The organism is Paenibacillus sp. FSL R7-0179, assembly GCF_038002265.1.
Taxonomy (GTDB): domain Bacteria; phylum Bacillota; class Bacilli; order Paenibacillales; family Paenibacillaceae; genus Paenibacillus_AQ.
The window spans coordinates 2,918,317-2,940,470 of the sequence record NZ_JBBOCC010000002.1 but is presented as its reverse complement, the minus strand read 5'-3'; the positions used below and the strand labels follow the sequence as shown (position 1 = coordinate 2,940,470).

The following is a 22,154-nucleotide window of genomic DNA, read 5'->3' as shown; positions in this document are numbered from 1 at the left end:
TTGCTCCTTTCGTTGATTTACTATCATTATAAAGCTTAATCATGACATCTAATGACATATTTTAATATGGCTGTTCTTCTTCTTTTAGTTAAACTTTGATGTGATATAATCATAAGAAACATTTGAAAATAGTTGACAAAGGGGTGTATTGCTAATGGCATTAACGTCCGCATTCACGAGCCTGAACCTGCCCGTAAAAAACGTAGCACAATCGAAAGCGTTTTTCACCGGTCTTGGATTTGAGCGTAACCCGCAATACCCAGATAATGAGACTTCGGTAGCCCTCTTGATCGGCGACAACCTGCAGGTTATGCTGATCCATCAAGCCTTTTTTATTACACTTACGGAGAAGGAAACCGTTGATACGGGCAAGTATGCACAGTTGACGATTGCTTTGGAATTCGAAAGCCGGGACAAGGTTGATGAAATCGTGAATACCGCACTCTCCTTAGGCGGGAAATTGCACGCGGAACCTGAGGATCATGGGTTCATGTATCATTGGGGCTTCGTGGATTTGGACGGCCATTTGTGGGCGATTAACTGTATGAGCTAGGATGAAGCATTGGGTCAAGGCTAACGACGAATAAGGCTGCAAAAGAAAGACGCCAGGTATCTTCCCCGGCGTCTTCTTTGGTGCTCGCAAGCAGGTAATCTTGTTCATCCATTAAGGTGATTTTGTTCTGATTAGTTTTTTTCAGTATAGGCTTTAAAGTTGTCCATGATTGCCTGCCAGCCCGCTTGCTGGAGCTCAACGGGATTGGCGTTTTCCGCATCGAACGTTTCAATGACCTTCGTCTCATTCCCTTGACGGGCGAACGTAATCTCCACTCTTCTTCCGTCTTCTATGGTGTAGCTGATCACCTCATGCTGATTCACGACATCGTATACGCCGCCAAAATCAAAGCCCATGCTGCCATCCTTCGCTTCCATCCGTGTCAGAAAGGTACCGCCGACCCGCAGATTATTCTCGGCTCTCGGCGCATGCCAGTCCCCGGAGGCCTGATTCCACTTGGTGATGTGCTCCGGCTCGGTCCAGTAGCGCCATACCTTCTCGACAGGGGCTTGTACTACGGTTTGTACGGTTACTTTCGTCGGTTGATTCTCTTTCATTGCAATAGACACCTCTTTCAACTGTGATGATTAATGTTCTTCCATAGATTTTTTCCTATTGGCGATAAATAATGCACAGATCATGATAAGTATGGACACCGACCACCAGAAGGTTGAAATTGCCTGATCATGGTCGATGATAATCAAACGAGTAATCGCCGTGATGCCAATATAAATGAAGTAGCGAAGCGGAAAATGAAATTCTGCTTTGAAATATTTGATAATCAAGGCAATGAACTCGAAATACATGAAGAATATCAGCAATTCCCCCAACATTTCATAATAGCTATCTACTCTAGTGAAGAGTGATTTATATACAACCTGCATAATGTACCAGGTCTCACTGATAAGGAGCACGCTTAGAGCTAACGCCAGTAAAAACAGGCAAATATTAAGCAGTGATTGTAACAGATAAGGCAACTTTTTTAAATATTCCATTAAATTTCTCCTATTTCATTATATTCGTGAGATACGTATATCGTCTACATCTTAGTATTCCAAAATCTTAACACAGTATGATACTTGGAATTTTCTTGTGTCCAGTGAAACTGCCCCTGCATCCGGGACATCATCCGCGCAATGCTTCTTTCCCCAAGACCGTTGCTCTCAGGCTGCACATCCAGTTGTTTAATCATATTAACAAAATGAATCTCGAATATCTCTTGGTCTGATACAAACGTAATGCTGATTTCTTCTTCCGGATCTGTGTATTTCAATAAGTTGGACATCACATTATCAAATACACGGCCGAGCTCCTCTATATTTACATTAATATACGTCTCCGGCAGTTCTCCCGAGATGTGGACCCGGAAATGCTCCTGATGGAGAATAGCGATCTGATCTGACATCAGGTCGTAGATCACTTCTTTTACAGCGACGCTCTCCAGATCGGCCTCGTTTTCTTTGTCCAGCAGGAAGTAAGCAAACAAATTGTCCGTCAAGTTTTTTAGTTTCATGGCTTTGCCATAAGCATTGGTCACATAACGGTCTTTGGGGGTGACCTCCTCATCCTGCTCCTTTTGGGCAAACTCCAGATACATGATGAGCGAGGTCAGAGGTGTGCGCATATCATGCGACATTTCGGTGACCAGGCTTCGGCTCTCAGCTTGTAATTCCTCAATCGCTTTAAGTTTGTCCAGAAAAGCTTTCCGCAGCTCCTCAACACTCTCAGCAATCATTGCTAACTCATCCTGCCCTCTTACTGTCATCTCGTAGTCCAATTCACCGCCCTCAAGAATATGGATTTCCTGATGAATGGTCCGCAGATAGCGGAGACTGCGGCGGATGCCGAAGAGAACAATGATCAGAAAGATTAGCGTTGCAGCTAGAAGCTCCAGAGTAAAAGCCAGGTCATCATATCTGGAGGAGTAGAAGCCGTCGATACTAACCTCTCCTTCACCATTACGAAACTTGACCGGATAAGAATGATTCTGTTCGTATTGAGTCACTCTTTCCCTTCCATAAGCCGATTCGTCTTCAAAAGTGTAATTGGAATTATATTGCAGCACCTGGTCTTTAAAAATGGTGACGGTAATATAATTTTCTTTTTTGACCCAATCATCAAAAGCCTTCCGATCCGATGTGGTCAGCTCATGGGCTGAAACATACTTGCTGAATTTGTGAATGTATTTGGCTGACTGCTCCTGGTAATACTCATCCGAGCTCAAATATCTGTCGATCAGCTCATTGGTGATTTTTTGTGCAGTCACAAAGAACACACCACTCACAACTGCAGCAGCCATGATCAGCATAGCTAGTTTATTAGTTAGCGTAAATTTACGATGCAACAAATCGATATCCTCTTCCCCATTCCGTTTGAATGTAAGCTGGATGTGCCGGGTCTTCCTCAATTTTGGCCCGCAGCTTCCGGATATGCACCATAACGGTATTGTTGGAACAATAAAAGTAGGGCTGACTCCACACACTTTCATATATATTTTGGGCAGAAAAAATTTTATTCCGTTTACTCATCAGCAGCTTCAGAATACGATATTCCAGATCGGACAGCATGATTTGCTGCCCTTCCTTCCAGACTTCATTAAATTCCTCGTTAACTCTTAGCTTGCCCCCAACCAGGAACATTTCTTCAGGTTCCCGTTTTTCCTTATAAATTGTATATCTGCGTAATTGGGCAATCACTCTTGCGTGAAGTTCATCTTCCGAGAAGGGTTTGGTCATATAGTCATCTCCACCAGCGAGTAACCCCTCAGTTTTGTCGAGTGTGCTCGATCTGGCCGTTAAGAATAGAATCGGTACATTGGAGGATTCCCTGATCTGCTTACAGGTCTGGATTCCTGAAATCCCCGGCATCATAATGTCCAAAATAACCAAGTCCAGAGAATCGTTCACCAGTTCTAAAGCCCGCTGCCCATCTTGGGCCGTGAACACTTCATATCCTGCGCGCATAAGGGACTCTTTTAGAAGGACGCCAATATCCTGATCATCCTCTACCACTAATATACGATGGGTCATTCCTCTCTCACCTCATAATTCTTGATGCTTAGTAATTTATAAGATACGGCATAAATCTTAACAGTTTATTAAAACTTAAATCAGACACAAAATTGTCACAACTCCAAAAAAGTTGATGGCCCTTCATAAATGGTTAAGATTTGAGCTTTATATTTAACCTTTGTAATGGAAAGGAGCATGGAGATGAATGCTAAAAAAGAAGGACACGGGCAACCGATGAGTCTTCGGGAGAGAGTTCATTTTCTGGACATCGTCCGTGGATTCGCTATGCTGGGCATTATCATTGTCAATTATTTTCTGATCGTAGATTCCGTTAAGGGATTCGAAATGTCCTCAGATGATGTATTACACAATCTGGTCTCCTGGTTTGGCGAAGGGAAATTTGTTACCCTCTTCTCCTTCCTGTTCGGCGTTGGATTTATGATTTTTATGGATCGGGCAGCTGAGCGGGTTGAGAGTCCCAACAAACTGTTCGCACGCAGGCTAACCTTCCTGTTGGGATTTGGTGTTCTACACATCACCTTTGTTTGGGTCGGCGATATATTGGCCTTCTACGCTGTAACCGGCTTCCTGCTATTGGCCTTCTACAAGCGTACACCCAAAACATTGCTGCGCTGGATTATCGCACTAATCATGATTCAATTCCTCATCCCTATTTTCACGATTCTGTACAATGTTATGAATACTGCAGTACCAGAGACACCGTATTTTGCAGATTTCACTCTGAATAGTCACAATAGCACACTTACTTACCTGGATTCTATAGGAGCCCGGTGGGCAGATATGATTCCGATGGCTGCCAGCTCCTTCTCAACAGTATTCTCCATGTTTCTCATGTTTCTGATGGGTGCATACTTTGTTAAAACGGGTTACTTCAGAGACATGGAAATGAAAAAGCAACTATGGAAACGAATCTGGATCATTAGTACATCCGCTTTTCTAATCACGCAGAGCAGTACGATGCTGGACATGCTTATTCCTTCTAAGAATATGGCTTCGATAGAAATTCTCTCTGCACTTGGTCAAAGCGGGGGGGTAACCGGAAGCATGTTCTATATGAGCACGCTTGCCATGCTGTATTTGTTCGTTCCTATGCTGCGAAGCCCCCTGATGATTTTCAGCAAAGTCGGACGGATGTCATTAACCTGTTATCTGCTCCACTCCATCATTGGCACCATCCTGTTACTCGGGTACGGCTTCGGACTTGCGGATCACATCGAGTCCACTGGAACGATGATGGTTGCTCTGGCTGTGTATGCGGGTCTCACGATTTTCAGTACATTGTGGTTAAAGAGATTCAAGTACGGCCCGATGGAATTTATATGGCGCAAGCTGACATATGGTAAGTAAAATGATTAACACAGAAAAACGCCAGGCTCTTTCCCCGGCGTTTTTCTGCGCGCTATACAGGTTTGTGCATTATCCCCTGGAGTATCACTTCAATGGCCCAGAAGAACCTCTCCTTGGAGGCGGTATCCCCAGAGAATAAATCAGTCTTCAGACTGTTCATCAACGGAAAACGTACCGGATCTGCTTCGTTATAGTAACTCTGGGCAGTTGCCATCAATCCGCTCTCTCTCTTAGCCTTCTCCAAGGCAATGGAAGACACGTACAAGAGCAACAGGTCCGTTCCCCAAGCAGCGGCCGTAGAGGTGATTCCGCCCTTCTGGAGGACGGTAAGTAAATACTCATTCAGACGAAAGGCATGATTTCCAATAGGAATCGTCTGTAGAGACAGCTCCGCTAATCCAGGTTGCCCGATAAGCAGCTCTGCATAGGCATGCAGCGCTTGAAATAACTGTTCCTTCCAATTGTCGTCCGTGAGCTCCGGCAGATTCAACTCACCGAGACCAAGGTCAAGCACATATGAGCTCAATTCCTGCAGATTTTTAACGTATACATATAGGGAGGAAGGTCCGGTGTCCAGTTGTTTGGCTACCTTCCTCATGCTCATGCCGGAGGCTCCTTCCTGCTTCAGCAGCTCATATGCGGTCTTGACAATGATTTCATGACTAAGGGGTTCTTTGGCTGGCCGGTTACGGCGGCTCACAATTTCACGTTTAGGTTTCATCATACTTTTCTTATAACATGCCGGAAGCCAATAGTAAATACATCGCCGAAGATAACCTCATCCTTGCTGCTCATACAGGTCTTGATAAGATTGCATGAGTGCTGCAAACTTGGGAGCCGCATTCTCTGAGAAGCTCAGGATGAGATTTTCGTTAGACATATGTGCTTTCTCTGAGGCATACTGGAACATTTTCTCCTCATATTCTTCAATGGCTGCTGGTGTCTGCTTGTTCCTTACTATAGCAATGGCCAGCTCCAACGCATCCAGCATGGCAAGATTCACTCCTTCTCCGGCAAAAGGGGACATGACATGTGCTGCATCTCCAATCAACGTCACTCCAGCGCTGCGTTCCCAGCGGAACCCGACGGGCAGCATGTAGATCCGTCTGGGCACAACCGCATCCTCCGCATACCGGATATAATTCTTGAGCGGTTCGCTCCAATCGTGAAACAGCTCAAGCAGCTTTGCCTTTATCTCCCGCGGGCTATCATTGCGGATTTCGTCTAACCAGTCCCGCTCAACCTTGAAGCTTGCATATACTTTGATCCGTCCGTTGCCGTTCAACTGGCCCAGAATCCCTTTGTGATCATCCAGTGCAAACATCTTGCCACGTGCATTGAATGCTGCCAGATCCGGGTGATCGGCGGCGATCACGTTAAGCTCCAGCATAGTCAGACCTGAATATGCTACATTTGTATCCGTAAGCAGAGGACGAACGCGGGAAAAGGCACCGTCCGCACCAATTACAAGATCAGCCACAGTAGTATGACCATTTTCAAAATGAAGCTCCGTCTTCCCCTCCCCCAAAGACACAGCCTTCTCCAGTTTATAGCCATACTGTATGGTAGATGGATCTAGTTTGTTTAAAAGCAAGTCACACAGCACACCACGGTCAATCTCCGGGCGTCTCTGCCCTTCCGGGCTCTCTTCGTCGGCCACTTCATCCAGGTATAGGGTTCCCGTCTTATCCATGAGCCGGAAGTCTTCGCCCTCAAAACGTGCTGCCTTCAGAAAAGCTTCATATAATCCGGCTTCCTTCAAGGCGAGCTGCCCGGATTCTTCATGGATATCTAAGGAGCCTCCGCGTTCATGGCTCAGGTCCGCATGCTCACGTTCGTAGACTGTTGAGGAAATACCATGCTGCTGCAGAATCAGGGCAATCGTTAGCCCCCCTGGTCCACCTCCAATAATAGCGATCCGGCGTTGTTCCGTAGAATGAACAGTTGTCATGTGTAGACATCTCCTTTGGGTTGAAAGTTATTTTCTCAAGAAACCTGCTTCTTGCCAGTAAAAAACAAAGTTAAAACCAATGCACCTATTGCAAAGCTCAAAGTAATCCAGAAGGTTGAGCCGAAGGCATGACCTAATTGATCAGGTGAATGCTGTGCGGGAAGTCCCCTGATTTGGTTGGCCAGAAAAGCCATCGTGATGGTAACGCCGAAGGAGGACATGATCTGCTGGGCTGAAGTGGTGATGGGGGTCAACCGGCCGCCGGCATTAATGCCGATCCGCCCAAAGCTTGAATGATGCGGAAAATAATAAGGTGACTAGGGGGGGGCCATTGCACACAGTACAGATGCGAGCACAAATAAGACAATGCTAATCATAAACATCCGTTTGGGGTGAGAAACGGTCTAAGATTGGTATCGAAGGCATTCACTAATTTCGGTACGGCCACATTCATGATGATGCTGTCTAAGATCACCAGGAACATTCCTGAAGCAACAGCTAGAAGTATGGGCAATATTTGTTTTAAGACAAGCGTATGAATTAATTAGATGATACATTTATAACATAACGAACAGTGTTCGTCAAGAATAGTGTTCGTCGTTGTTTGTGCGTTTTTCTTAGAATAAAAAATAGAACCCTTATAGGGTTATAAGGGTTTTGTTTTTTATTTGAGCATTTTGCATAATTCATTTTCAAGAAAAAAAAGAAGGTTATATCTCAAGCTGAATTGAGATTTTGAGTGAAAAAGATGAAAATGGACAGACGGGCAGAATTTTCAGAGGATTGAAATTTTAAGCGGCGTTTGTGCCTCGTTGTCTCGAGATAGCTAGCGCAGAAGCAAGCAAAATAATGGCATTCAAATATTGGTGAGTCGTGACTTTCTGAATGCCCCAAACATGTAATTGGTCTGCGGTTAGGTAGGTCTTCATTCGAGAATTGCATCGTTCTACACTTGTTCGCTTGTTGTAGAGTTCTTTCCAATTTCGGCTTTCTCGGTGTGGTAACGCATAGCGACGTAAATCGTCTCTGCTACTGACCTTAACGACCATTCCGTAATTGGAAGACGAACAGGCCGTCATACCTAAAGGACAATCCACTTTCCCCGTAGCGTGTGGACAACGAAACTTCAAACGTTCCTTTTCCTGTCCCCAATACGTCATTGGAAACCCCATCGAACAGCATGGCGTCCCTTTGCTTGTCATCCCTGCAGGAGGTTCCTTTTCGTTTCGCGGGTTCATTGGAATAATGGCCTGGGCCTTGACGCTGCGAGCCATTTCGTAGTTTTTCATTTGGTCATATCCTGCATCCAGCATGAAAAAACGAGGCTTGAATCGTTCGGCGGTTCGCTTCATGAGTGTAGGTCCCTCATCGCCATCATTTACATGAGCAGGTGTAACCTTTAGGGCAATCGGAAGTTCACTCTCCGTATCGACGGCCAGGTGCAGCTTATAGCCAAACCACTTGACTTTGTTGCCAAACGTATCGAGTTTAACTCCCCAATTGGCATTGCCGGTGAGTTCGCTTTTTCGCTTGGGTTCTTTTTTCTCGTAGGCGTGAATGGCTGCGCTGTCGATGGCGACATGCGTGCCGCCTAGGATTCCGGCTTCCTGACACTGAGCAACAAGATCCTCAAACAACTGCTGGGCAAGGTTTTTGCATGTCAGTTCGGCAAAAACCCGACTTAACGTAGAAATCGAAGGGGCGGGAATGTCCAGCCGAAGTCCACATTGGTAACGGAAACGAAGGTCAAATTCCAGTCTGCGTGCTAGGCCGGTGAACGTATCGATGTTTTCTAAGGGAGCCGCGAGTAATGCGCGAAGAATGCCTTGACGGCAGTGCCCGTCCGCTCCTCGGGGTGAAGGATTTCTTAATTGTCTCGCATACGGCCGTAGATCCAGTGCACTGAAAAAGAGGGGCAGTCGTTCTTTCGATTCAATTTTTTGAAGCTCCTCAAAGGAAAATAGACTTTCTTGGAGAATATACAAAGGGGGCTTCCTCCTCTTGAGTGTTTTGGTGTCGTTACCAAAAAACTTCTCCAAGTTGGGGTGAAGTCCTTTTTCATGCTCGAAAAACCTTTGTGTAATAAGGGCTTAGATTAATGCAAAATGCTCATTTATTTAAAGTATTTCATTTTATAGTTGTCCATCAGGATTTCCAATTTATCCAATTTGATAGATCCTTCTTTAACCTTCTTATTACCTGCATAGAATTTAGAATAATCTATTTTAGTTGTCTTCAGACTGTCTCGCATTATAGTGAATCCCTCAAGTTGAAGTTTTGCCCCTGCTACATAGTAATTATGTATTTCTTTCAACTCTGCATTTGCAGTATTGGGCTTTAAATTCTTCAACCCGGATACAAACTTAGTATAGTTCGGTACTACAGTATTATTTAAAGACAGAAAGAATGTTTTTCTTGTCGTATCGTTTGGACCTTTGTTCTGATTATGTGCATTTATAGCTTTTTCTTCATAGGTTATTAGCGGTTCCAACTGTCTGATATAATCCTGTATGTCCTTAACCATAATTTCTTCATGGGTAGGTTCCTTTATGACTACTGGACTTGTTGGTTCAGGAGTTGGTGTAGGAGTTGTTTCAGGTATAACTGTATAATCATCGACCACTTGAACAGTGAACACATAAGGTTCAAACTTTTCTCCAATATTGACTGTTAAGGTTGCAGTCCCTTTATTTAAGGCATGAAGTTCAGAAACCCATTTCGTTTTCCGGACAACCTTTACAATATTCTCATCTGAGGAAATTGGAGTAAAATCATAGTTTTCCACGTCTCCATCCGTCCAGTCCGTGATGGCTATTTGGTATGACTTCCACTCCCCCATTTTAATTTCCGTTGGTTTGGTCACCTTGACAATGTCGGTGATGCTTCGTGCAGCCGCACTTATATTACCCGCCCCTGATACGACTGATAATATAATTGCTAACATTAGTGAATAAATCAAACTCTTTCGCTTCATAGATGTTTTCTCCCCGCTTGTATATCCATAGTAAAGGCCTCAACCAATCTTGCTAGCATAGTTCCATCATTAGGTTGCATGTAGCAAAAACAGAGAAGTTCTTTCCAAGCTTTATTATACAACTATCCTCTGCTTTGGAAATCCCATCCTTAAGACATTTTTTTGTTTCCCCCTCTTCAATCAGTTATTATTATATCAAAATCGTATAATTCATGAATGAGGTGTAGCGATGGAAAAATTCGCTCTTGAGGTATTCTCTGATTTATCCGAAAGGCTGAATTATAATCTGCCGGGTTTTCCGCTGTATGCTAAAAAAGGAGCACTGCATCAATTCGACCGGTTCGCGGCCGCTTATCATTGGCATCCGGATCTGGAGTTTATTTTGGTGCTGGACGGGATAATGGATTATTATGTGAACGGACAAACGGTCCAGTTTGGTAAAGGGAACGGAATTTTTGTTAACAGTAAACGCCTTCACTATGGCTTCTCTGCTAAGGAGAGCGATTGTACTTTTCTGGTCATCGTCATTCATCCTGCACTTCTGGGCGAAAACACGCTTGCAGGAAAAGCATATCTGGAAGAAAAATTCGGTTCCGGCACCGATGATTTTTTACTGTTATCTTCTCAAACGTCTTGGCAGCATGAGATACTGCTCGCACTAACTGAGTTGTATAATGAAGTGCAGAGCCATGAAGGGAACCTGCTCCGGTTAGTATCTCTGGCTGTGTCCATATGTGCGGGTATAGCCGATCATATACAGCAAGCACCGGGCAATCCGAATGATGAACAGGTATGGATGACGATCCGTAAAATGACCGGGTATATTCACCAGCAATATGACGCTAAACTAACCATTGATGAGATTGCCGCCGCCGGTTCAGTATGCAGAAGCAGATGTTATGAGCTATTCAAAAAGCATGTTGGCTGGTCACCCAATAATTATTTAACCCGCTATCGTCTTCAAAAAAGCTGTGAGATGCTGAAAGAGACAACGATGCCTGTGGGAGAGATCGCCATGGCCTGCGGATTTCAAACGGCAAGTTATTTTTCGCATGTGTTCGGTAAACAATTAGGACAAATTCCACAGGACTTCCGCAAGCAAGCTTCTGCTCCCAGCCACGATTTTTAATAGGTGTCTTTCTCATCGTCAACGTATTTTTGACTGATATAATGAGTGAACCGTTTGTCCTGTTGTCTAGCTAGTTTGTCACACCATTTAGAATGCACTATAGCCCGTATACCGAAAAACAGGAATAGAAGCAACAGAATCCCGCTCGCAACCTGAAGCATCATAAGCAGCCCCCCCTTCTTATTTCTATTCTCAGAATAGTATAAAGAAGGGGGGGCTGCTCCCGAAATCGTTTGTAATTATATCAAAATCGTATATTATTTCACGCTAAACCGGCTGCCTGAGTACCTTGAGACAAGCGGAATTGCACTAATGAAATACACTAAAGCGAGCAAGAAGATGGTTATAGTTAAGCCCCAAGGGGCCGGACGCAGCAGGAATGCTGCAAGGAAACCTATCGAACCCAGGCTATTCAGCAAAGTAAACCATGGGTTACTGGTAGTCATATCCGGGGTATAAGGCTGGAGGAGGTAATACAGCAGCAAATGATGTACCGAGAAAATCACTGCTAACGCCAGCGTTAACAGCCATACCGGAAGCAGGTTCGGATGGAAGCTCCCTTCTGCGACAATCAGGATAAACACACTCAGAACAGCCGCCAAGCCTGCTCCGATCAGTATATTTCGCCCTAGCAGCCAGCGGAGGCGCAAGCGGAAATGCTGCAGCGCATCCTTCCGGTAGAAGGAATACCGCATCAGCGGCAGGTCGCAGTGGCGAAACAGCGCTCTGCACAGCTGATTGCCCATCGTCAATTGAAACATGGCCAGAATGATAAATGGTATATAGCGTTCAAGCTGTGTTAGCCTCATCCTCTTATGTTCCAGCTTCAGGCTATCTTCTGTGATCTTTAACACACACCTTTATATAATTTTAGAAGTTAAGAATAACACCGGCTCATGGAGGATGGAGGGTAGAGAACTTTTTTAACTAATGTTTCACAAAAGAATGATCAAATGGAATCCACATTAGGCTGAGCCGCTTCATGCTCCTCCAGCAGCCGCTTCAGCTTTTGGCGTTGGCGCTTTTCCCGTTGACGGCGCTCCCTATCCTCTTCCCGAAGTGCCTTGAGCAAGGAAAAGCACATACCGATCAGCACAATGGCAAAAGGTAAAGCTGCTGCAATGGAAGCGGTCTGCAGGCCGCTTAATCCGCCGCTAATCAGCAGCACTACAGCGATGGAGGACTGCAGAATGCCCCAGGTTAGCTTGACTCTTGCACTGGGATTGAGTTTGCCGTCTGTGGTTAGCATCCCTAGTACAAAAGTAGCCGAATCGGCTGAAGTAATGAAGAAGATCATAATCAGGATGGTAGCTATAAACGATACTATGGTGCCTAACGGCAGATGCTCCAGCATGACAAACAGAGCGGTCGTCGTATCTTGTTTAACGGCTGTGGCCAGCTCGGCAGCATCGAACAATTCCAGTTGCAGGCCTGTCCCGCCAAATACGGAGAACCAGACAAAACCAAACAGGCTCGGTATAATCAGGACGCAAATGACAAACTCCTTAATGGTTCTTCCTTTCGATACCCTGGCAATGAACGTTCCGACAAAGGGCGCCCAGGCAATCCACCAGGCCCAATAGAACAAGGTCCAGGCCCCTACCCAGGTTCCCTTGGAAAAAGGCGTTAATCTCAAGCTCATATTGACGATGTTTTGCAGATAGCTGCCTAATGTGGTGGTAAAGGTCTCGAAGATAAACGAGGTCGGACCCGTTATCCATACGAACAGCATCAGCAGAACGGCGATTACCAGATTGGTGTTGCTGAGGATTTTGATCCCCTTGTCCAGACCGCTGGTAGCAGAAATGAGGAACAGCACGGTCACTATTGCGATAATAACAATCTGAGCTGCTACGGTGTTCGGAAGCCCGAATAAATAATGCAGCCCTCCGTTAATCTGCAGAGCTCCGAGACCCAGCGAAGTCGCTACTCCAAATATCGTGGCAATCACTGCCAAAATATCGATGGTCTTGCCCAGCCAGCCGGAAACGAGCTTCTCTCCCAGTAAAGGGATAAAAGCTGAGCTGATCAAGCCTTTGTAACCTTTGCGGAACTGGAAATAAGCAAGCGTCAAGCCGATGACAGCATAGATCGCCCATGGATGCAGTCCCCAATGGAAAAAAGAATACCGCATGGAGATCCGTGCGGCTTCTGTCGTCCCTCCCGCTACGCCCTCCGGCGGAGATAAGTAATGGGACAGCGGTTCAGCGACTCCCCAGTAGACAAGCCCGATCCCCATCCCTGCACTGAATAACATCGACAGCCAGGAGACCGTGGAATATTCGGGTTCATCATCATCGTCTCCCAGACGGATGCTGCCAAACCGGCTAAAGGCTAAATAGAAGGTGAAGATCAGGAAAAACAGAGTCGCCAGTAAATAAAACCAGCCGAAATTATGAATGGAGAAAGAGTACGCGGCATTTGCAGTACTGGCCATCTGGTCAGGCGCCACTGCTCCCCAGATTGCAAAAATCGCTACGATAGTAATTGAGATGATAAAAACCATTAAATGAACCTCCATGTGTAATGTATGTAGTATTTCAAGCAACAAACCAAAAAACCTCAGGAAACGCATCAAAGGCTTCCTGAGGGTCCATCCATTGTTCTTGTCCGTCAGGGTTCTGCTCAGTTCTGTCTATTCTCCACCGATTTCATCCGGTTCTGGTCGTCAGGCAGCCGGTCGTGACTGAATTCCTGACCTGCTTCTACTTCCCCGTCTTCGGATACAGCCCGGGCAAAGTTAGTGAACTGTCTCTTCTCATCATCCTGCTCATGCTTCAGCTTCAAAAGCTCCTTCGGGTCCTGAGTTGTCATCATACTAACCTCCTGAGAAATCTAATCATGCTGTTTATCTGCACCATATAAGTTTTTCCATACTATCGGGGTGCTTATGCACTAAGTTCACCGAAAGGATGTCATTCATTAACCTTATTGGGTAATAGATAAATCAAGAAGACTGAATCAGCTTTGGATGCCGGTACAAGACAAAACACACCGCCAGGTGTCTCAGCGGTGTGTTTTGTCTTGTCCAGCTACCCTATTGACTAACCTGCGAGCCTGTGACAATCGGCTTCACGAATACCGATTCGAACTCCTCGGCCAGCATATCCATCAGAATCGCATCATATTTTACGCCTCCGATAATACGGGCCTGTCTTCTTCTTCCAATCTCTTTGAATCCGACCTTCTTATAGCACTGAATTGCTCTTTGATTGAAGGCGAACGTCCCCAGCATAATGTTATTCAAATTCAGCAGATTGAATCCGTAATCGACCAGCAGCCTCATAGCGTCTGAGCCGAAGCCTTTTCCCCAAAATGCCTTATCGCCGATAAAAATACCTGCCATGGCATTCCGGTCGACAAGATTAACATCAAACAGCAGGCAGCGTCCAATGGCCATGTCGCTCTCCAGATCCACAATGCTGAACATATGCGTTCCAGACTTGAGTACATGCTCTATTCCTTCACGCTCCTTGTCCAGAGATGTTAGCAGATAGGCTTCATTTCCAAGCGGGGCGGTTACCTCCAGATCATTGAACCAGCGTGTCCAAGCTTCTGCATCGTCAGTAGCCACTGTGCTTAAGTAACACTTCTTTCCGGTTAATTTCTTATAGTACTTCATAAATGCACTCCTTTTAGATTATCCTCGACCTTCACAAGCACTCCATCCCTATTCTCATAGACTCTGTTTTCATTTTTGACCATTTTGTTCATGATCTCTTCTTCCAGATTAACCCCCAGAATCTCCGCCAGTCCAATCAGGTAGATGGCAACGTCCGCTAATTCTTCACCGAGATCGCCCTTCTTCTTCCGGTAAGCATCGCAGGCTTCAGATAATTCGCCGTGAGTCAGGCAGAATTCCTGATAAATATCAGTAACATTGAACCCCTTCTCGATCTTATTCTGGTACACTCGCTTCTGGAGTTGTACTAAATCAATCACCGTGATCACTCCGATCTTTTGTATTATTGAACTTATCCTATATGCTTGCGCAGATGCACTAACGACATGGGCTTGATCCGTTGGGCTTCGGCGATATTCTCATACAATAGGTGGCTCTTGCCTGCCTGGGCAAACGTTTCACGTAAGGCTGCGATCCTTCCTTTTTTGAAATCAAGGAACTGGAAGTCCACCTGTTTCAGGTGCTCCATCGCGGTTAAAGGCTCTAACTCCTTCGCTGTCACGGCAGCAGAAATCTCCCGGAGCCCCAGCATTTCCAGCTGTGTTGCGGTCCATAAAGGGGATATAACTTCCAGGGATTTCATGTTATCGAGTTCAAGCTGTATAAGCCCCGGCATATTAGAGAAGTCACACAAACCCTCCACCTTCGCCAAGGATAAGTGTAGGTATGCAAGATTGCTCATAGACTCCAGGACATCTAGCTCAGTTAAGTTACGGATAGCCGCCAGACTCAGCATGGGGACTCTAGAGTCTGCAAGCGCATCCAGTGACCCTTTCAAAATGGAGTCGTGAATGAAGATGCACAGCAGCTTCGGCAACCGGCGGATAAATTCCAACTCATGAATCGTAGTCCGCAAGATTAAGGTATCCAGGCTGGAAGCATCGCCTATCGGTGTTAAGTCCTTAAATTGTCCATGGAGGGAGAGATATTGCAGCTGCTTGAAGCTGGAGATGAAGCTGAGGTCTACCGGCTTTTTGGCCATAATGGATAGAAACTGCAGCCGCTCCAGCTTGCCAAGCACGTTCAGATCCACACTATGATACAGGTTGAGCTGCAGGGCTGTGATATGTTTTAACTCCGCAATGGTCTGCAGTAATTCCTTGGTATATCGTCCTTTCGTGTCCGCTTGGCTAATTGACAAGACCAGATCCGGGCGTTCCGCAAATACATGCTGATCTAAGTCCAGCAGATCCTGAGGCTTGTCCACATCGAAGACATACGAAATAAGCGCACGCTCGCGCAGTTGCTTCACCGCTTGATCCATTTTACCTTTTGTCCAAGGTGCACCATTCATTGAGCTAGTCCATACTCCCATTCCCGTAATCCCCCGTTCCTTCGGATATAAAAAGTCCCGCCTGTTTGTGGCAGACGGGATTTTGATTAGGCATAATTATGAAGCCATAGGCTTATAGCTTACGCACCACATAAATAAGATTCATTCCACAATCCAGCGTGCCCGGCAGTTTGGTGAACGCGATTTCATGTTCGACAAGCAGCTTCCAGAATTCCTGGTCAGCCCGGGCATTCTCCAAGGCAGCGTCTCCGGCTTGCGTATATAGTCCGGCAGAGCTCCTTTCCAGAACATTAACCGGAAATCCGGCAAATAAAGCATCCAATTCAGAGCTCCTCATCATGTGGACGTAATGCTTACTGGGCACGGGGTAATGCTCTTCATCTTGAATCCCCGTATTCATGATCCATCTTGTCGCCTCGATCCCGAACTGGTCTTTCTCATAGCGGATGCCGTCCAGATAATACATGGAAGCGCCGATGAAGCTCATCGACCCGACAATCAGTAGGCCGCCCGGCTTAAGTACTCTCAGCAGCTCCCGGATACCATCCGCCTCTCTGTCCAAGAGATAATTGATGACACCGCCAATACATACCACAACGTCGAACGAAGCATCTGCAAACACACTCATGTCCAGTACATCTAACACATGGTAAGCCTTGATTCTGTCGTATAGAGACAGCTCCAGCATTTTGGACTTATTGAAGTCAATCTGATGGCTGGACAGATCAGCAACAGTTAATTCAGCACACATGGTAGCCAGATCTTTGGTGTACCTGCCTGAACCTGCGCCAATCTCCAACACTTGGTCCCCAGGCTTGATGTAACGCTGTAGAATGTCCAAATGCACCTGATACAAAAGCTCGCCTGGACCATCCTTCGTAAGCCGTGTCCATTCACGGTCACCATAGTTGTCATAACGGGTTCTTGGGATTTCGGGGTTGTAGCTCATGAAAGCCTCTCCTTTTCATATTCAATTGGAACATCGGAGTAATGCCGCTAATGTCGCTAATATCGCCTGCACTCATACAACCACCTCCTCCTTGGAATCCGTATGCATCTATTATACTAGTCCTCTGCCCATTTGACATCCTGAATTTTCCAAACTAAAGTTCAAAAACAAAAGCTCCCATAGAAAAATTCCTCAGTATGGGATTACCGTGACTCCAGAGAAGTTTTGGGCTTCCGGCCGCTGTTGTCCCCAGACTCGTAATTAAAGTATGCTACATCCATATAACCTTCTTCGCGCTCATGGTTGAAGCTGTATACGCCCACCCGGTCGCCCCGATAGTGGCCCCACCCCAGTCGGTACGTATCCCCGAAGCTTATGAATTGCTCCCCATCCAGACTGTATGCGCAGGTGCTCTCACCCTTCAAGTTCCAAACGGATCTGAACCATATTTCCCGTGTATCGATAGATGGCCCTAACTGGATAACGCCGGAGTTGTTATATCTTAGGACACGGGTTCCCTGCTGCTGATGAATACCAATCGTACAATAGGTCTGCCCAAAATGGCATAATCCCGCTTCCTGGTCGTCTGCCAATCCGCTCAAATCAAACTTAGCTGTGACTACATTATGTTTCACCCGATAGGCGCGCTGGGAAAGGGTATTACTGACCTTGAAGAAATCGTTCTTCGCGGAGGGCAGACAGGCATACAAGCGCAAATATCCGGCTCTCTCCGTCAAGGACCACTTATCCGCCTTGGGCTGATGATTCCATTCCCAGTATGGCTGAAGTGCGGGGTGATCGAAATCATCATTCATGGTCAAGGCAGCTGCGGGATAGCCGTTAACAGGCTTCATTCCGCCCCACACCATCTCTCCGATCCCGTCACCGTCTGTATCTTCACCGATGATTGGCCAGCCATCCACCCAGGACACCGGAAGCAGATGCAGGGTTCTGCCTTCGAAATAGCCGCCCGCCCCTTGATGACTGATGAAATACCACTCGCCCGCCGGGGTTTCTACCAGTCCGCCTTGATTCGGTTCCCGGTCAAGTTCCACTCCGTGGGTATGAATGAGTTCTTTTTCCTCATAGGGTCCGTACAGGTGTTCAGACCGCAGCATCATCACTACCCGCACGTCCTGCCCCTTCTCCCGCCGGACCTCACTGTGGAACAGGAAGTACAATCCGTTGATCTTGTAGAGTTTACTGGCCTCGCTTCCATTGAACTGATGCACCACTACGCCGCTGTCCTGTAGCAGACTTCTTCCGTCGTTACTAAGCTTGAACAGATAGATCTGATAGTTGTCTGCAAAATTCGTGGCTACCATATACCCTTGGCCGTCATCATCCCAGAAGGGGCAGCAGTCATCCCAGCCCTCAACCTCCCACATGCAGTGAAGCGGCTCCCAGGGTCCGGCCGGATGCTCAGCTGTACTCAGGAATAAGCCTTCGTCCGGTGTGAAGAAATACACCCAGTACTTATTGAGATGGAAGCGGATTGCCCCTGCCCACACCCCTCTGCCATAGCGGTTCATCCGGTCATGCCGGTATTCCGGCCCGATCACCGTCAAATCATCTACCACATGACTGATTACGTTCCAATTCACCAAATCTTTGGAGTGCAATACCGCCATCCCCGGAGAGCAGTGTAGTGTGGAAGAGATACAGTAGTAGTCTTCGCCAACTCGTATCACATCCGGATCACAATAATCTCCGGGCATGACGGGATTGACATAGGTACCGTCTCCCTGGTCACCCCATTGTCCTTCTTTGGATAGGTTAGCGTAGTCTATTGCTGTCATTATGTCTCCTCCTCTGATGTATGCGACTGAATGAAGTTACCTCTAAGTTAACAGGGTTGCAGACATTGTACTACAAATCTACCGAAGGTCAACATAGCGGCGGATACGCAGAAGAAGCCTGCTGGCAGCAGGCTCCCCGGGTTGGAACTATAATTTTTACCGCATCAATCTAAATTTAAAATCTCAATCTCCCCAGGAGCGTAGGATTGTTCTGCGTAATTCTCTCCCCAGTTACAAAGCAGTTTCAAAACCGGTTCGAGGGACTGGCCCAGCTCTGTCGTTGAGTATACCACCTTAGGCGGTACTTGATTGTACATGGTTCTGCGGATTAATCCGTCTGTTTCCAGTTCCCGGAGCGTTTGGATCAGCATTTTTTGCGAGATATTATGAACAAGCCGCTTAAGCTCCCCTGTCCGCTTCGGTCCTTTGATTAAATAGTACAGAACAAGCCCCTTCCACTTCCCTCCGATCACCTCTAGTGTAACTTCCAGTTCACAGTGAAAGATTTTCATAACAATCCATCATCTCCCGAGTTGATGCACAAACGTTAAGCTGATTTAGATTTGAGCCACTCCGCCGTCTGCGAATAATTCAATGCCGTTCAAATAACTGCTCTCATTAGAGGCCAGGAACATGACCGCATTTGCGATCTCTTCTACCTGTCCAACTCTGCCGAGCGGGATATCTGTTTTGGCCTGTTCCAGGTAATTGTCAAGTTCGGAGCCAAACAGTTCATCGTACGCCGGTGTGACGACTGAACCCGGACTAAGGACATTCATCCGAATTTCTGTCCCTTTCGTATCCAGAATCCAGTTGCGGACGAGCTGACGGATCGCTGCTTTGGAGGCGCCATAGATACTGAATGCGGGTATCCCTGTTGAACCGGCAGTTGAGCCTGTCAGGATAATGGAACCTTTTTGGTTAGGGAATAAGGATAATGCCTTTTGTACGGTGAAAATCGTTCCTTTGACGTTAACATCAAAAGTCTTGTAGTAGTGGGCTTCCGTAATTTCGCCTAACGGCAGGAATGACCCTAGTCCGGCATTGGCAAAAAGAATGTCCAGGTGCCCCTTTTCCCGCTGTACAGTGTCGAATAAGTTATCCAGATCCTCCAGCTTTGAGACGTCACCCTGAACGCCTGTAACATTCTTACCGATCTGCTGTACGGCTTCATCCAACTCCCGTTGTCTGCGTCCTGTGATAAAAACATAAGCCCCTTCTTGCACAAACTGTCGTGCCGCCGCAAGCCCGATGCCGCTTGTTCCTCCGGTTACAACTGCTACCTTCCCGTCAAATCTACCCATACTATTATACACTCCTTTTATGGTTTGTAGTTCCTATGAACGCTAGTATGGGGGAAAAGTTACAAGAAAAACAGTACCCACTTTTTTGTGATATAGTCACCAAAAGGTGATAATTGAGGGCGGCCTAAGGCTGGGTTATTCTGCTGAAGCGCTAAATTCTCTGCTTCTCCACCATCCTATAATACATTCCCTGTTGGGCCAGTAATTCGGCTGGACTGCCCTGCTCAACAATGCGGCCCTGATCCATGACCAGGATGACATCTGCATTCTTCACGGTGGACAGCCGGTGTGCAATTACCAGAATTGTCTGCTTTCCCTTCAGGCTCAGCAAGGTATCGTTCAGGTCACTCTCCGTCAAGGCGTCCAGGGCCGAGGTGTATTCATCCAGCATGAGAATCCGGGGTTCACCCATGAATGCCCGTGCTAATAGAATCCGCTGGACCTCGCCGCCGGAGAGATTGTCTCCATGGTTCTCCACCTGCTTGTCATACCCTTCAGGCATAGCTTGTACCAATGAATTCACATGGGCAAGGTTAACAGCAGCATTGAATTTGATCCAGGCTGCTTCATTCATTTCTTCCTTTTGTAGAGGATAAATGATGTTGTCAAGAATGGACTTGTTCCATAACACTCCCTTCTGGGGGGAATAGCCGACATATCGTCTTAGTTCATGTATGTCCAGTTCTTGGATCGGAACCCCGTCCAGACAGATCTCCCCTTCATCCGGCTCTATGAACCTGTGGAGCAGCTCGAATATCGTAGATTTCCCTGAGCCGCTTAATCCAACGATCCCCACGAAGGTTCCAGGCTGAATGTCCAGATTAATGCCGGTGATCCCTAAAGAATCTGACGAGGCGTAACGGTACGAGATATTCCTCATTTGCAGGAGGGGGACACGGTGATAGTCGGGAGTTGTAGCTCCTGATGAGATTTTCTCCAGTTCAAGGATGTCATTCAGGTTATTAATAATAACCTTCATGCGGCTCCTATCAATGTTCAGCGTAAACAGCGACTTGAAAATGCTATACAGCCTTGGAAGGATTATAATGAAGGCCAGCAATGTGCCTGGTGAGATGCGCCCTTTCAGAATCAGGAACAGACTATAGCCGTAAATGATGCCCGTGATGATGGAAATGACCGTATCTGCGACCAGGTTCAACACCACATGATGAAATAGCCTGGACTGCCTGGATATCCTCCACGCCTCGTCATTCCACTCCCTCCAGCGCTTCTGCTCGGCCTGATGTCCGTTACACCTGTGGACCGCCTTCAGATTCGTGAAGAAATCATTCAAATAATTGAGGCCCTTATCTAAAATGCCATGATATTGCTTATCCAGCCGCTCCGTCTTGCTCCTGAAGCGCCTGAAGCCGTACATACACAGAGGAAAAGAAATGATAGCCACGAGCGCAAGCTCTGCACTCATGGAGAACATGATCCACAGGGTTGCGATCAGCAGAATAGCATTCGAGACCATGGACATCAGGGTATCTACCACGAATATTTCACACAGCATCCCCACCTGCAGGGTGATCCGGTTAATGATTTCCCCCTTGCCGATACTGTCCACATTTCTTGGCCGGGTCTGGAGTACATCAGAGAACAACCGCAGGCGCAGATTCTTGGATAAATGGTTGCCCAGCTCATTATTGTAATAAGAGGTGACGCTGTTCAAGGCTGCGTAAATTACGGGAATTAGAATTAGCAAAAGCATGTAGAATGCTGCCGTACCGATCTGTTTGTCTGGCAGGATGTCGTCGAACAGATCTTTGAACAAGCGGGGCTGAAGCGTCGAGACAAATGCGGCTACTATATTGAAGAATAGAATCATAACAAGAATTCCCTTACTATTAGACAATATCTCCTTAATCAACGTACGGGTCGGATTCATAAGCCCGCAGAACCTCCTTCAGAGAGCGCAGCTTATGTAATCATACCGGACAGGAAAAATGAAGTTAACCTGTCTAATAATAGATAATCACCTGTCAGATTATAGAATTCTTGTTAGGATTAATACGGAACAAATTCACCCGACGGGTGAAGGATGCGGGTGCCTTCTCTCACCGGCCGCATGTAATGAGCAGGATTGTTGCACTTTTGGCAGATTTCCTACCGAAAAGGTTACGGGCTACGCTACATT

The 22,154-nt window shown here is 46.5% G+C and carries 23 protein-coding genes; 3 read left to right on the top strand and 20 right to left on the bottom strand.

Features of this window, described 5'->3' with window-relative positions; genetic code table 11:
* The first annotated feature begins 154 nt into the window (after positions 1 to 154).
* Positions 155 to 553, top strand: coding sequence for a VOC family protein (locus MKX63_RS29020; protein WP_341022084.1), 399 nt, complete (start codon positions 155 to 157; stop codon positions 551 to 553).
* A 131-nt stretch (positions 554 to 684) separates the two neighbouring features.
* On the opposite strand, the gene MKX63_RS29015 is transcribed toward MKX63_RS29020, so the two are convergent.
* From MKX63_RS29015 to MKX63_RS29000, 4 genes are read right to left on the bottom strand one after another with little or no spacing between them, the layout of a single operon-like run.
* A complete protein-coding gene (locus MKX63_RS29015) occupies positions 685 to 1,110 on the bottom strand; it encodes an SRPBCC family protein (RefSeq protein ID WP_341022083.1) in 426 nt (141 codons plus the stop codon).
* Positions 1,111 to 1,140: 30 nt separating this feature from the next.
* Positions 1,141 to 1,548 (bottom strand): phosphate-starvation-inducible protein PsiE, encoded by a 408-nt coding sequence (psiE, locus tag MKX63_RS29010; protein WP_341022082.1) that lies wholly within the window; start codon positions 1,546 to 1,548, stop codon positions 1,141 to 1,143.
* Positions 1,549 to 1,592: 44 nt separating this feature from the next.
* Entirely contained in the window at positions 1,593 to 2,900 is a 1,308-nt protein-coding gene (locus MKX63_RS29005; RefSeq protein ID WP_341022080.1) for a HAMP domain-containing sensor histidine kinase, read from the bottom strand.
* Positions 2,887 to 3,582: a response regulator transcription factor gene (locus MKX63_RS29000; RefSeq protein WP_341022079.1), complete on the bottom strand. Its 696-nt coding sequence runs from the start codon at positions 3,580 to 3,582 to the stop codon at positions 2,887 to 2,889. The genes MKX63_RS29005 and MKX63_RS29000 overlap by 14 nt, the downstream gene beginning before the upstream one ends.
* Positions 3,583 to 3,765: 183 nt before the next feature.
* Here MKX63_RS29000 and MKX63_RS28995 point away from each other — a divergent pair, with 183 nt between their 5' ends.
* Positions 3,766 to 4,932, top strand: coding sequence for a DUF418 domain-containing protein (locus MKX63_RS28995; protein WP_341022077.1), 1,167 nt, complete (start codon positions 3,766 to 3,768; stop codon positions 4,930 to 4,932).
* Positions 4,933 to 4,984: 52 nt separating this feature from the next.
* Here the strand turns inward: MKX63_RS28995 and MKX63_RS28990 are convergent, their stop codons facing one another.
* The 5 genes from MKX63_RS28990 to MKX63_RS28970 form a co-directional block, all read right to left on the bottom strand.
* Complete coding sequence (locus MKX63_RS28990; RefSeq protein WP_341022075.1) at positions 4,985 to 5,656, bottom strand: TetR/AcrR family transcriptional regulator; 672 nt, start codon at positions 5,654 to 5,656, stop codon at positions 4,985 to 4,987.
* Positions 5,657 to 5,710: 54 nt separating this feature from the next.
* Positions 5,711 to 6,883 carry an FAD-dependent oxidoreductase gene (locus tag MKX63_RS28985; RefSeq protein WP_341022074.1) on the bottom strand — a complete coding sequence of 391 codons (1,173 nt, stop codon included), beginning with the start codon at positions 6,881 to 6,883 and terminating at the stop codon, positions 5,711 to 5,713.
* A 35-nt stretch (positions 6,884 to 6,918) separates the two neighbouring features.
* Complete coding sequence (locus MKX63_RS28980) at positions 6,919 to 7,137, bottom strand: hypothetical protein (RefSeq protein ID WP_341022072.1); 219 nt, start codon at positions 7,135 to 7,137, stop codon at positions 6,919 to 6,921.
* 537 nt (positions 7,138 to 7,674) lie between these two features.
* On the bottom strand, positions 7,675 to 8,868 hold the full coding sequence (locus tag MKX63_RS28975; protein ID WP_341014490.1) for a transposase: 1,194 nt from the start codon (positions 8,866 to 8,868) through the stop codon (positions 7,675 to 7,677).
* Positions 8,869 to 8,996: 128 nt separating this feature from the next.
* Positions 8,997 to 9,857 (bottom strand): hypothetical protein, encoded by an 861-nt coding sequence (locus MKX63_RS28970; RefSeq protein ID WP_341022071.1) that lies wholly within the window; start codon positions 9,855 to 9,857, stop codon positions 8,997 to 8,999.
* A 229-nt stretch (positions 9,858 to 10,086) separates the two neighbouring features.
* Between MKX63_RS28970 and MKX63_RS28965 the strand changes: the two genes are divergently transcribed.
* Complete coding sequence (locus tag MKX63_RS28965) at positions 10,087 to 10,986, top strand: AraC family transcriptional regulator (protein WP_341022070.1); 900 nt, start codon at positions 10,087 to 10,089, stop codon at positions 10,984 to 10,986.
* Positions 10,987 to 11,243: 257 nt separating this feature from the next.
* On the opposite strand, the gene MKX63_RS28960 is transcribed toward MKX63_RS28965, so the two are convergent.
* From MKX63_RS28960 to MKX63_RS28910, 11 genes are all read right to left on the bottom strand, one after another.
* Positions 11,244 to 11,795, bottom strand: coding sequence for a hypothetical protein (locus MKX63_RS28960; RefSeq protein WP_341022068.1), 552 nt, complete (start codon positions 11,793 to 11,795; stop codon positions 11,244 to 11,246).
* A gap of 140 nt (positions 11,796 to 11,935) precedes the next feature.
* Entirely contained in the window at positions 11,936 to 13,492 is a 1,557-nt protein-coding gene (locus tag MKX63_RS28955; protein ID WP_341022066.1) for a glycine betaine uptake BCCT transporter, read from the bottom strand.
* 119 nt (positions 13,493 to 13,611) lie between these two features.
* A complete protein-coding gene (locus MKX63_RS28950) occupies positions 13,612 to 13,803 on the bottom strand; it encodes a hypothetical protein (RefSeq protein ID WP_341022064.1) in 192 nt (63 codons plus the stop codon).
* Between the two features lie 220 nt (positions 13,804 to 14,023).
* Complete coding sequence (locus MKX63_RS28945; RefSeq protein ID WP_341022063.1) at positions 14,024 to 14,608, bottom strand: GNAT family N-acetyltransferase; 585 nt, start codon at positions 14,606 to 14,608, stop codon at positions 14,024 to 14,026.
* On the bottom strand, positions 14,605 to 14,928 hold the full coding sequence (locus tag MKX63_RS28940) for a MazG-like family protein (protein WP_341022061.1): 324 nt from the start codon (positions 14,926 to 14,928) through the stop codon (positions 14,605 to 14,607). Before MKX63_RS28940 ends, MKX63_RS28945 begins: the two co-directional genes overlap by 4 nt.
* A 32-nt stretch (positions 14,929 to 14,960) precedes the next feature.
* Complete coding sequence (locus MKX63_RS28935; RefSeq protein WP_341022059.1) at positions 14,961 to 15,983, bottom strand: hypothetical protein; 1,023 nt, start codon at positions 15,981 to 15,983, stop codon at positions 14,961 to 14,963.
* Positions 15,984 to 16,074: 91 nt separating this feature from the next.
* Positions 16,075 to 16,911: a class I SAM-dependent methyltransferase gene (locus MKX63_RS28930; protein WP_341022058.1), complete on the bottom strand. Its 837-nt coding sequence runs from the start codon at positions 16,909 to 16,911 to the stop codon at positions 16,075 to 16,077.
* Positions 16,912 to 17,114: 203 nt separating this feature from the next.
* Complete coding sequence (locus MKX63_RS28925; RefSeq protein ID WP_341022057.1) at positions 17,115 to 18,710, bottom strand: glycoside hydrolase family 43 protein; 1,596 nt, start codon at positions 18,708 to 18,710, stop codon at positions 17,115 to 17,117.
* A 164-nt stretch (positions 18,711 to 18,874) separates the two neighbouring features.
* Positions 18,875 to 19,222 carry a winged helix-turn-helix transcriptional regulator gene (locus tag MKX63_RS28920; protein ID WP_341022055.1) on the bottom strand — a complete coding sequence of 116 codons (348 nt, stop codon included), beginning with the start codon at positions 19,220 to 19,222 and terminating at the stop codon, positions 18,875 to 18,877.
* A 45-nt stretch (positions 19,223 to 19,267) separates the two neighbouring features.
* Positions 19,268 to 20,014, bottom strand: coding sequence for an SDR family NAD(P)-dependent oxidoreductase (locus MKX63_RS28915; protein ID WP_341022054.1), 747 nt, complete (start codon positions 20,012 to 20,014; stop codon positions 19,268 to 19,270).
* Positions 20,015 to 20,165: 151 nt separating this feature from the next.
* On the bottom strand, positions 20,166 to 21,905 hold the full coding sequence (locus tag MKX63_RS28910) for an ABC transporter ATP-binding protein (RefSeq protein ID WP_341022053.1): 1,740 nt from the start codon (positions 21,903 to 21,905) through the stop codon (positions 20,166 to 20,168).
* Positions 21,906 to 22,154 lie beyond the last annotated feature (249 nt).

What these genes read in the sequence shown, in the direction of transcription:
- MKX63_RS29020 (WP_341022084.1), top strand. Translation starts at nt 155, where the DNA reads ATGGCATTAACGTCCGCATTCACGAGCCTGAACCTGCCCGTAAAAAAC.
- MKX63_RS29015 (WP_341022083.1), bottom strand. Translation starts at nt 1,110, where the DNA reads ATGAAAGAGAATCAACCGACGAAAGTAACCGTACAAACCGTAGTACAA.
- psiE (WP_341022082.1), bottom strand. Translation starts at nt 1,548, where the DNA reads ATGGAATATTTAAAAAAGTTGCCTTATCTGTTACAATCACTGCTTAAT.
- MKX63_RS29000 (WP_341022079.1), bottom strand. Translation starts at nt 3,582, where the DNA reads ATGACCCATCGTATATTAGTGGTAGAGGATGATCAGGATATTGGCGTC.
- MKX63_RS28995 (WP_341022077.1), top strand. Translation starts at nt 3,766, where the DNA reads ATGAATGCTAAAAAAGAAGGACACGGGCAACCGATGAGTCTTCGGGAG.
- MKX63_RS28990 (WP_341022075.1), bottom strand. Translation starts at nt 5,656, where the DNA reads ATGATGAAACCTAAACGTGAAATTGTGAGCCGCCGTAACCGGCCAGCC.
- MKX63_RS28985 (WP_341022074.1), bottom strand. Translation starts at nt 6,883, where the DNA reads ATGACAACTGTTCATTCTACGGAACAACGCCGGATCGCTATTATTGGA.
- MKX63_RS28970 (WP_341022071.1), bottom strand. Translation starts at nt 9,857, where the DNA reads ATGAAGCGAAAGAGTTTGATTTATTCACTAATGTTAGCAATTATATTA.
- MKX63_RS28965 (WP_341022070.1), top strand. Translation starts at nt 10,087, where the DNA reads ATGGAAAAATTCGCTCTTGAGGTATTCTCTGATTTATCCGAAAGGCTG.
- MKX63_RS28960 (WP_341022068.1), bottom strand. Translation starts at nt 11,795, where the DNA reads ATGAGGCTAACACAGCTTGAACGCTATATACCATTTATCATTCTGGCC.
- MKX63_RS28955 (WP_341022066.1), bottom strand. Translation starts at nt 13,492, where the DNA reads ATGGTTTTTATCATCTCAATTACTATCGTAGCGATTTTTGCAATCTGG.
- MKX63_RS28950 (WP_341022064.1), bottom strand. Translation starts at nt 13,803, where the DNA reads ATGATGACAACTCAGGACCCGAAGGAGCTTTTGAAGCTGAAGCATGAG.
- MKX63_RS28945 (WP_341022063.1), bottom strand. Translation starts at nt 14,608, where the DNA reads ATGAAGTACTATAAGAAATTAACCGGAAAGAAGTGTTACTTAAGCACA.
- MKX63_RS28935 (WP_341022059.1), bottom strand. Translation starts at nt 15,983, where the DNA reads ATGGGAGTATGGACTAGCTCAATGAATGGTGCACCTTGGACAAAAGGT.
- MKX63_RS28930 (WP_341022058.1), bottom strand. Translation starts at nt 16,911, where the DNA reads ATGAGCTACAACCCCGAAATCCCAAGAACCCGTTATGACAACTATGGT.
- MKX63_RS28925 (WP_341022057.1), bottom strand. Translation starts at nt 18,710, where the DNA reads ATGACAGCAATAGACTACGCTAACCTATCCAAAGAAGGACAATGGGGT.
- MKX63_RS28920 (WP_341022055.1), bottom strand. Translation starts at nt 19,222, where the DNA reads ATGAAAATCTTTCACTGTGAACTGGAAGTTACACTAGAGGTGATCGGA.
- MKX63_RS28915 (WP_341022054.1), bottom strand. Translation starts at nt 20,014, where the DNA reads ATGGGTAGATTTGACGGGAAGGTAGCAGTTGTAACCGGAGGAACAAGC.
- MKX63_RS28910 (WP_341022053.1), bottom strand. Translation starts at nt 21,905, where the DNA reads ATGAATCCGACCCGTACGTTGATTAAGGAGATATTGTCTAATAGTAAG.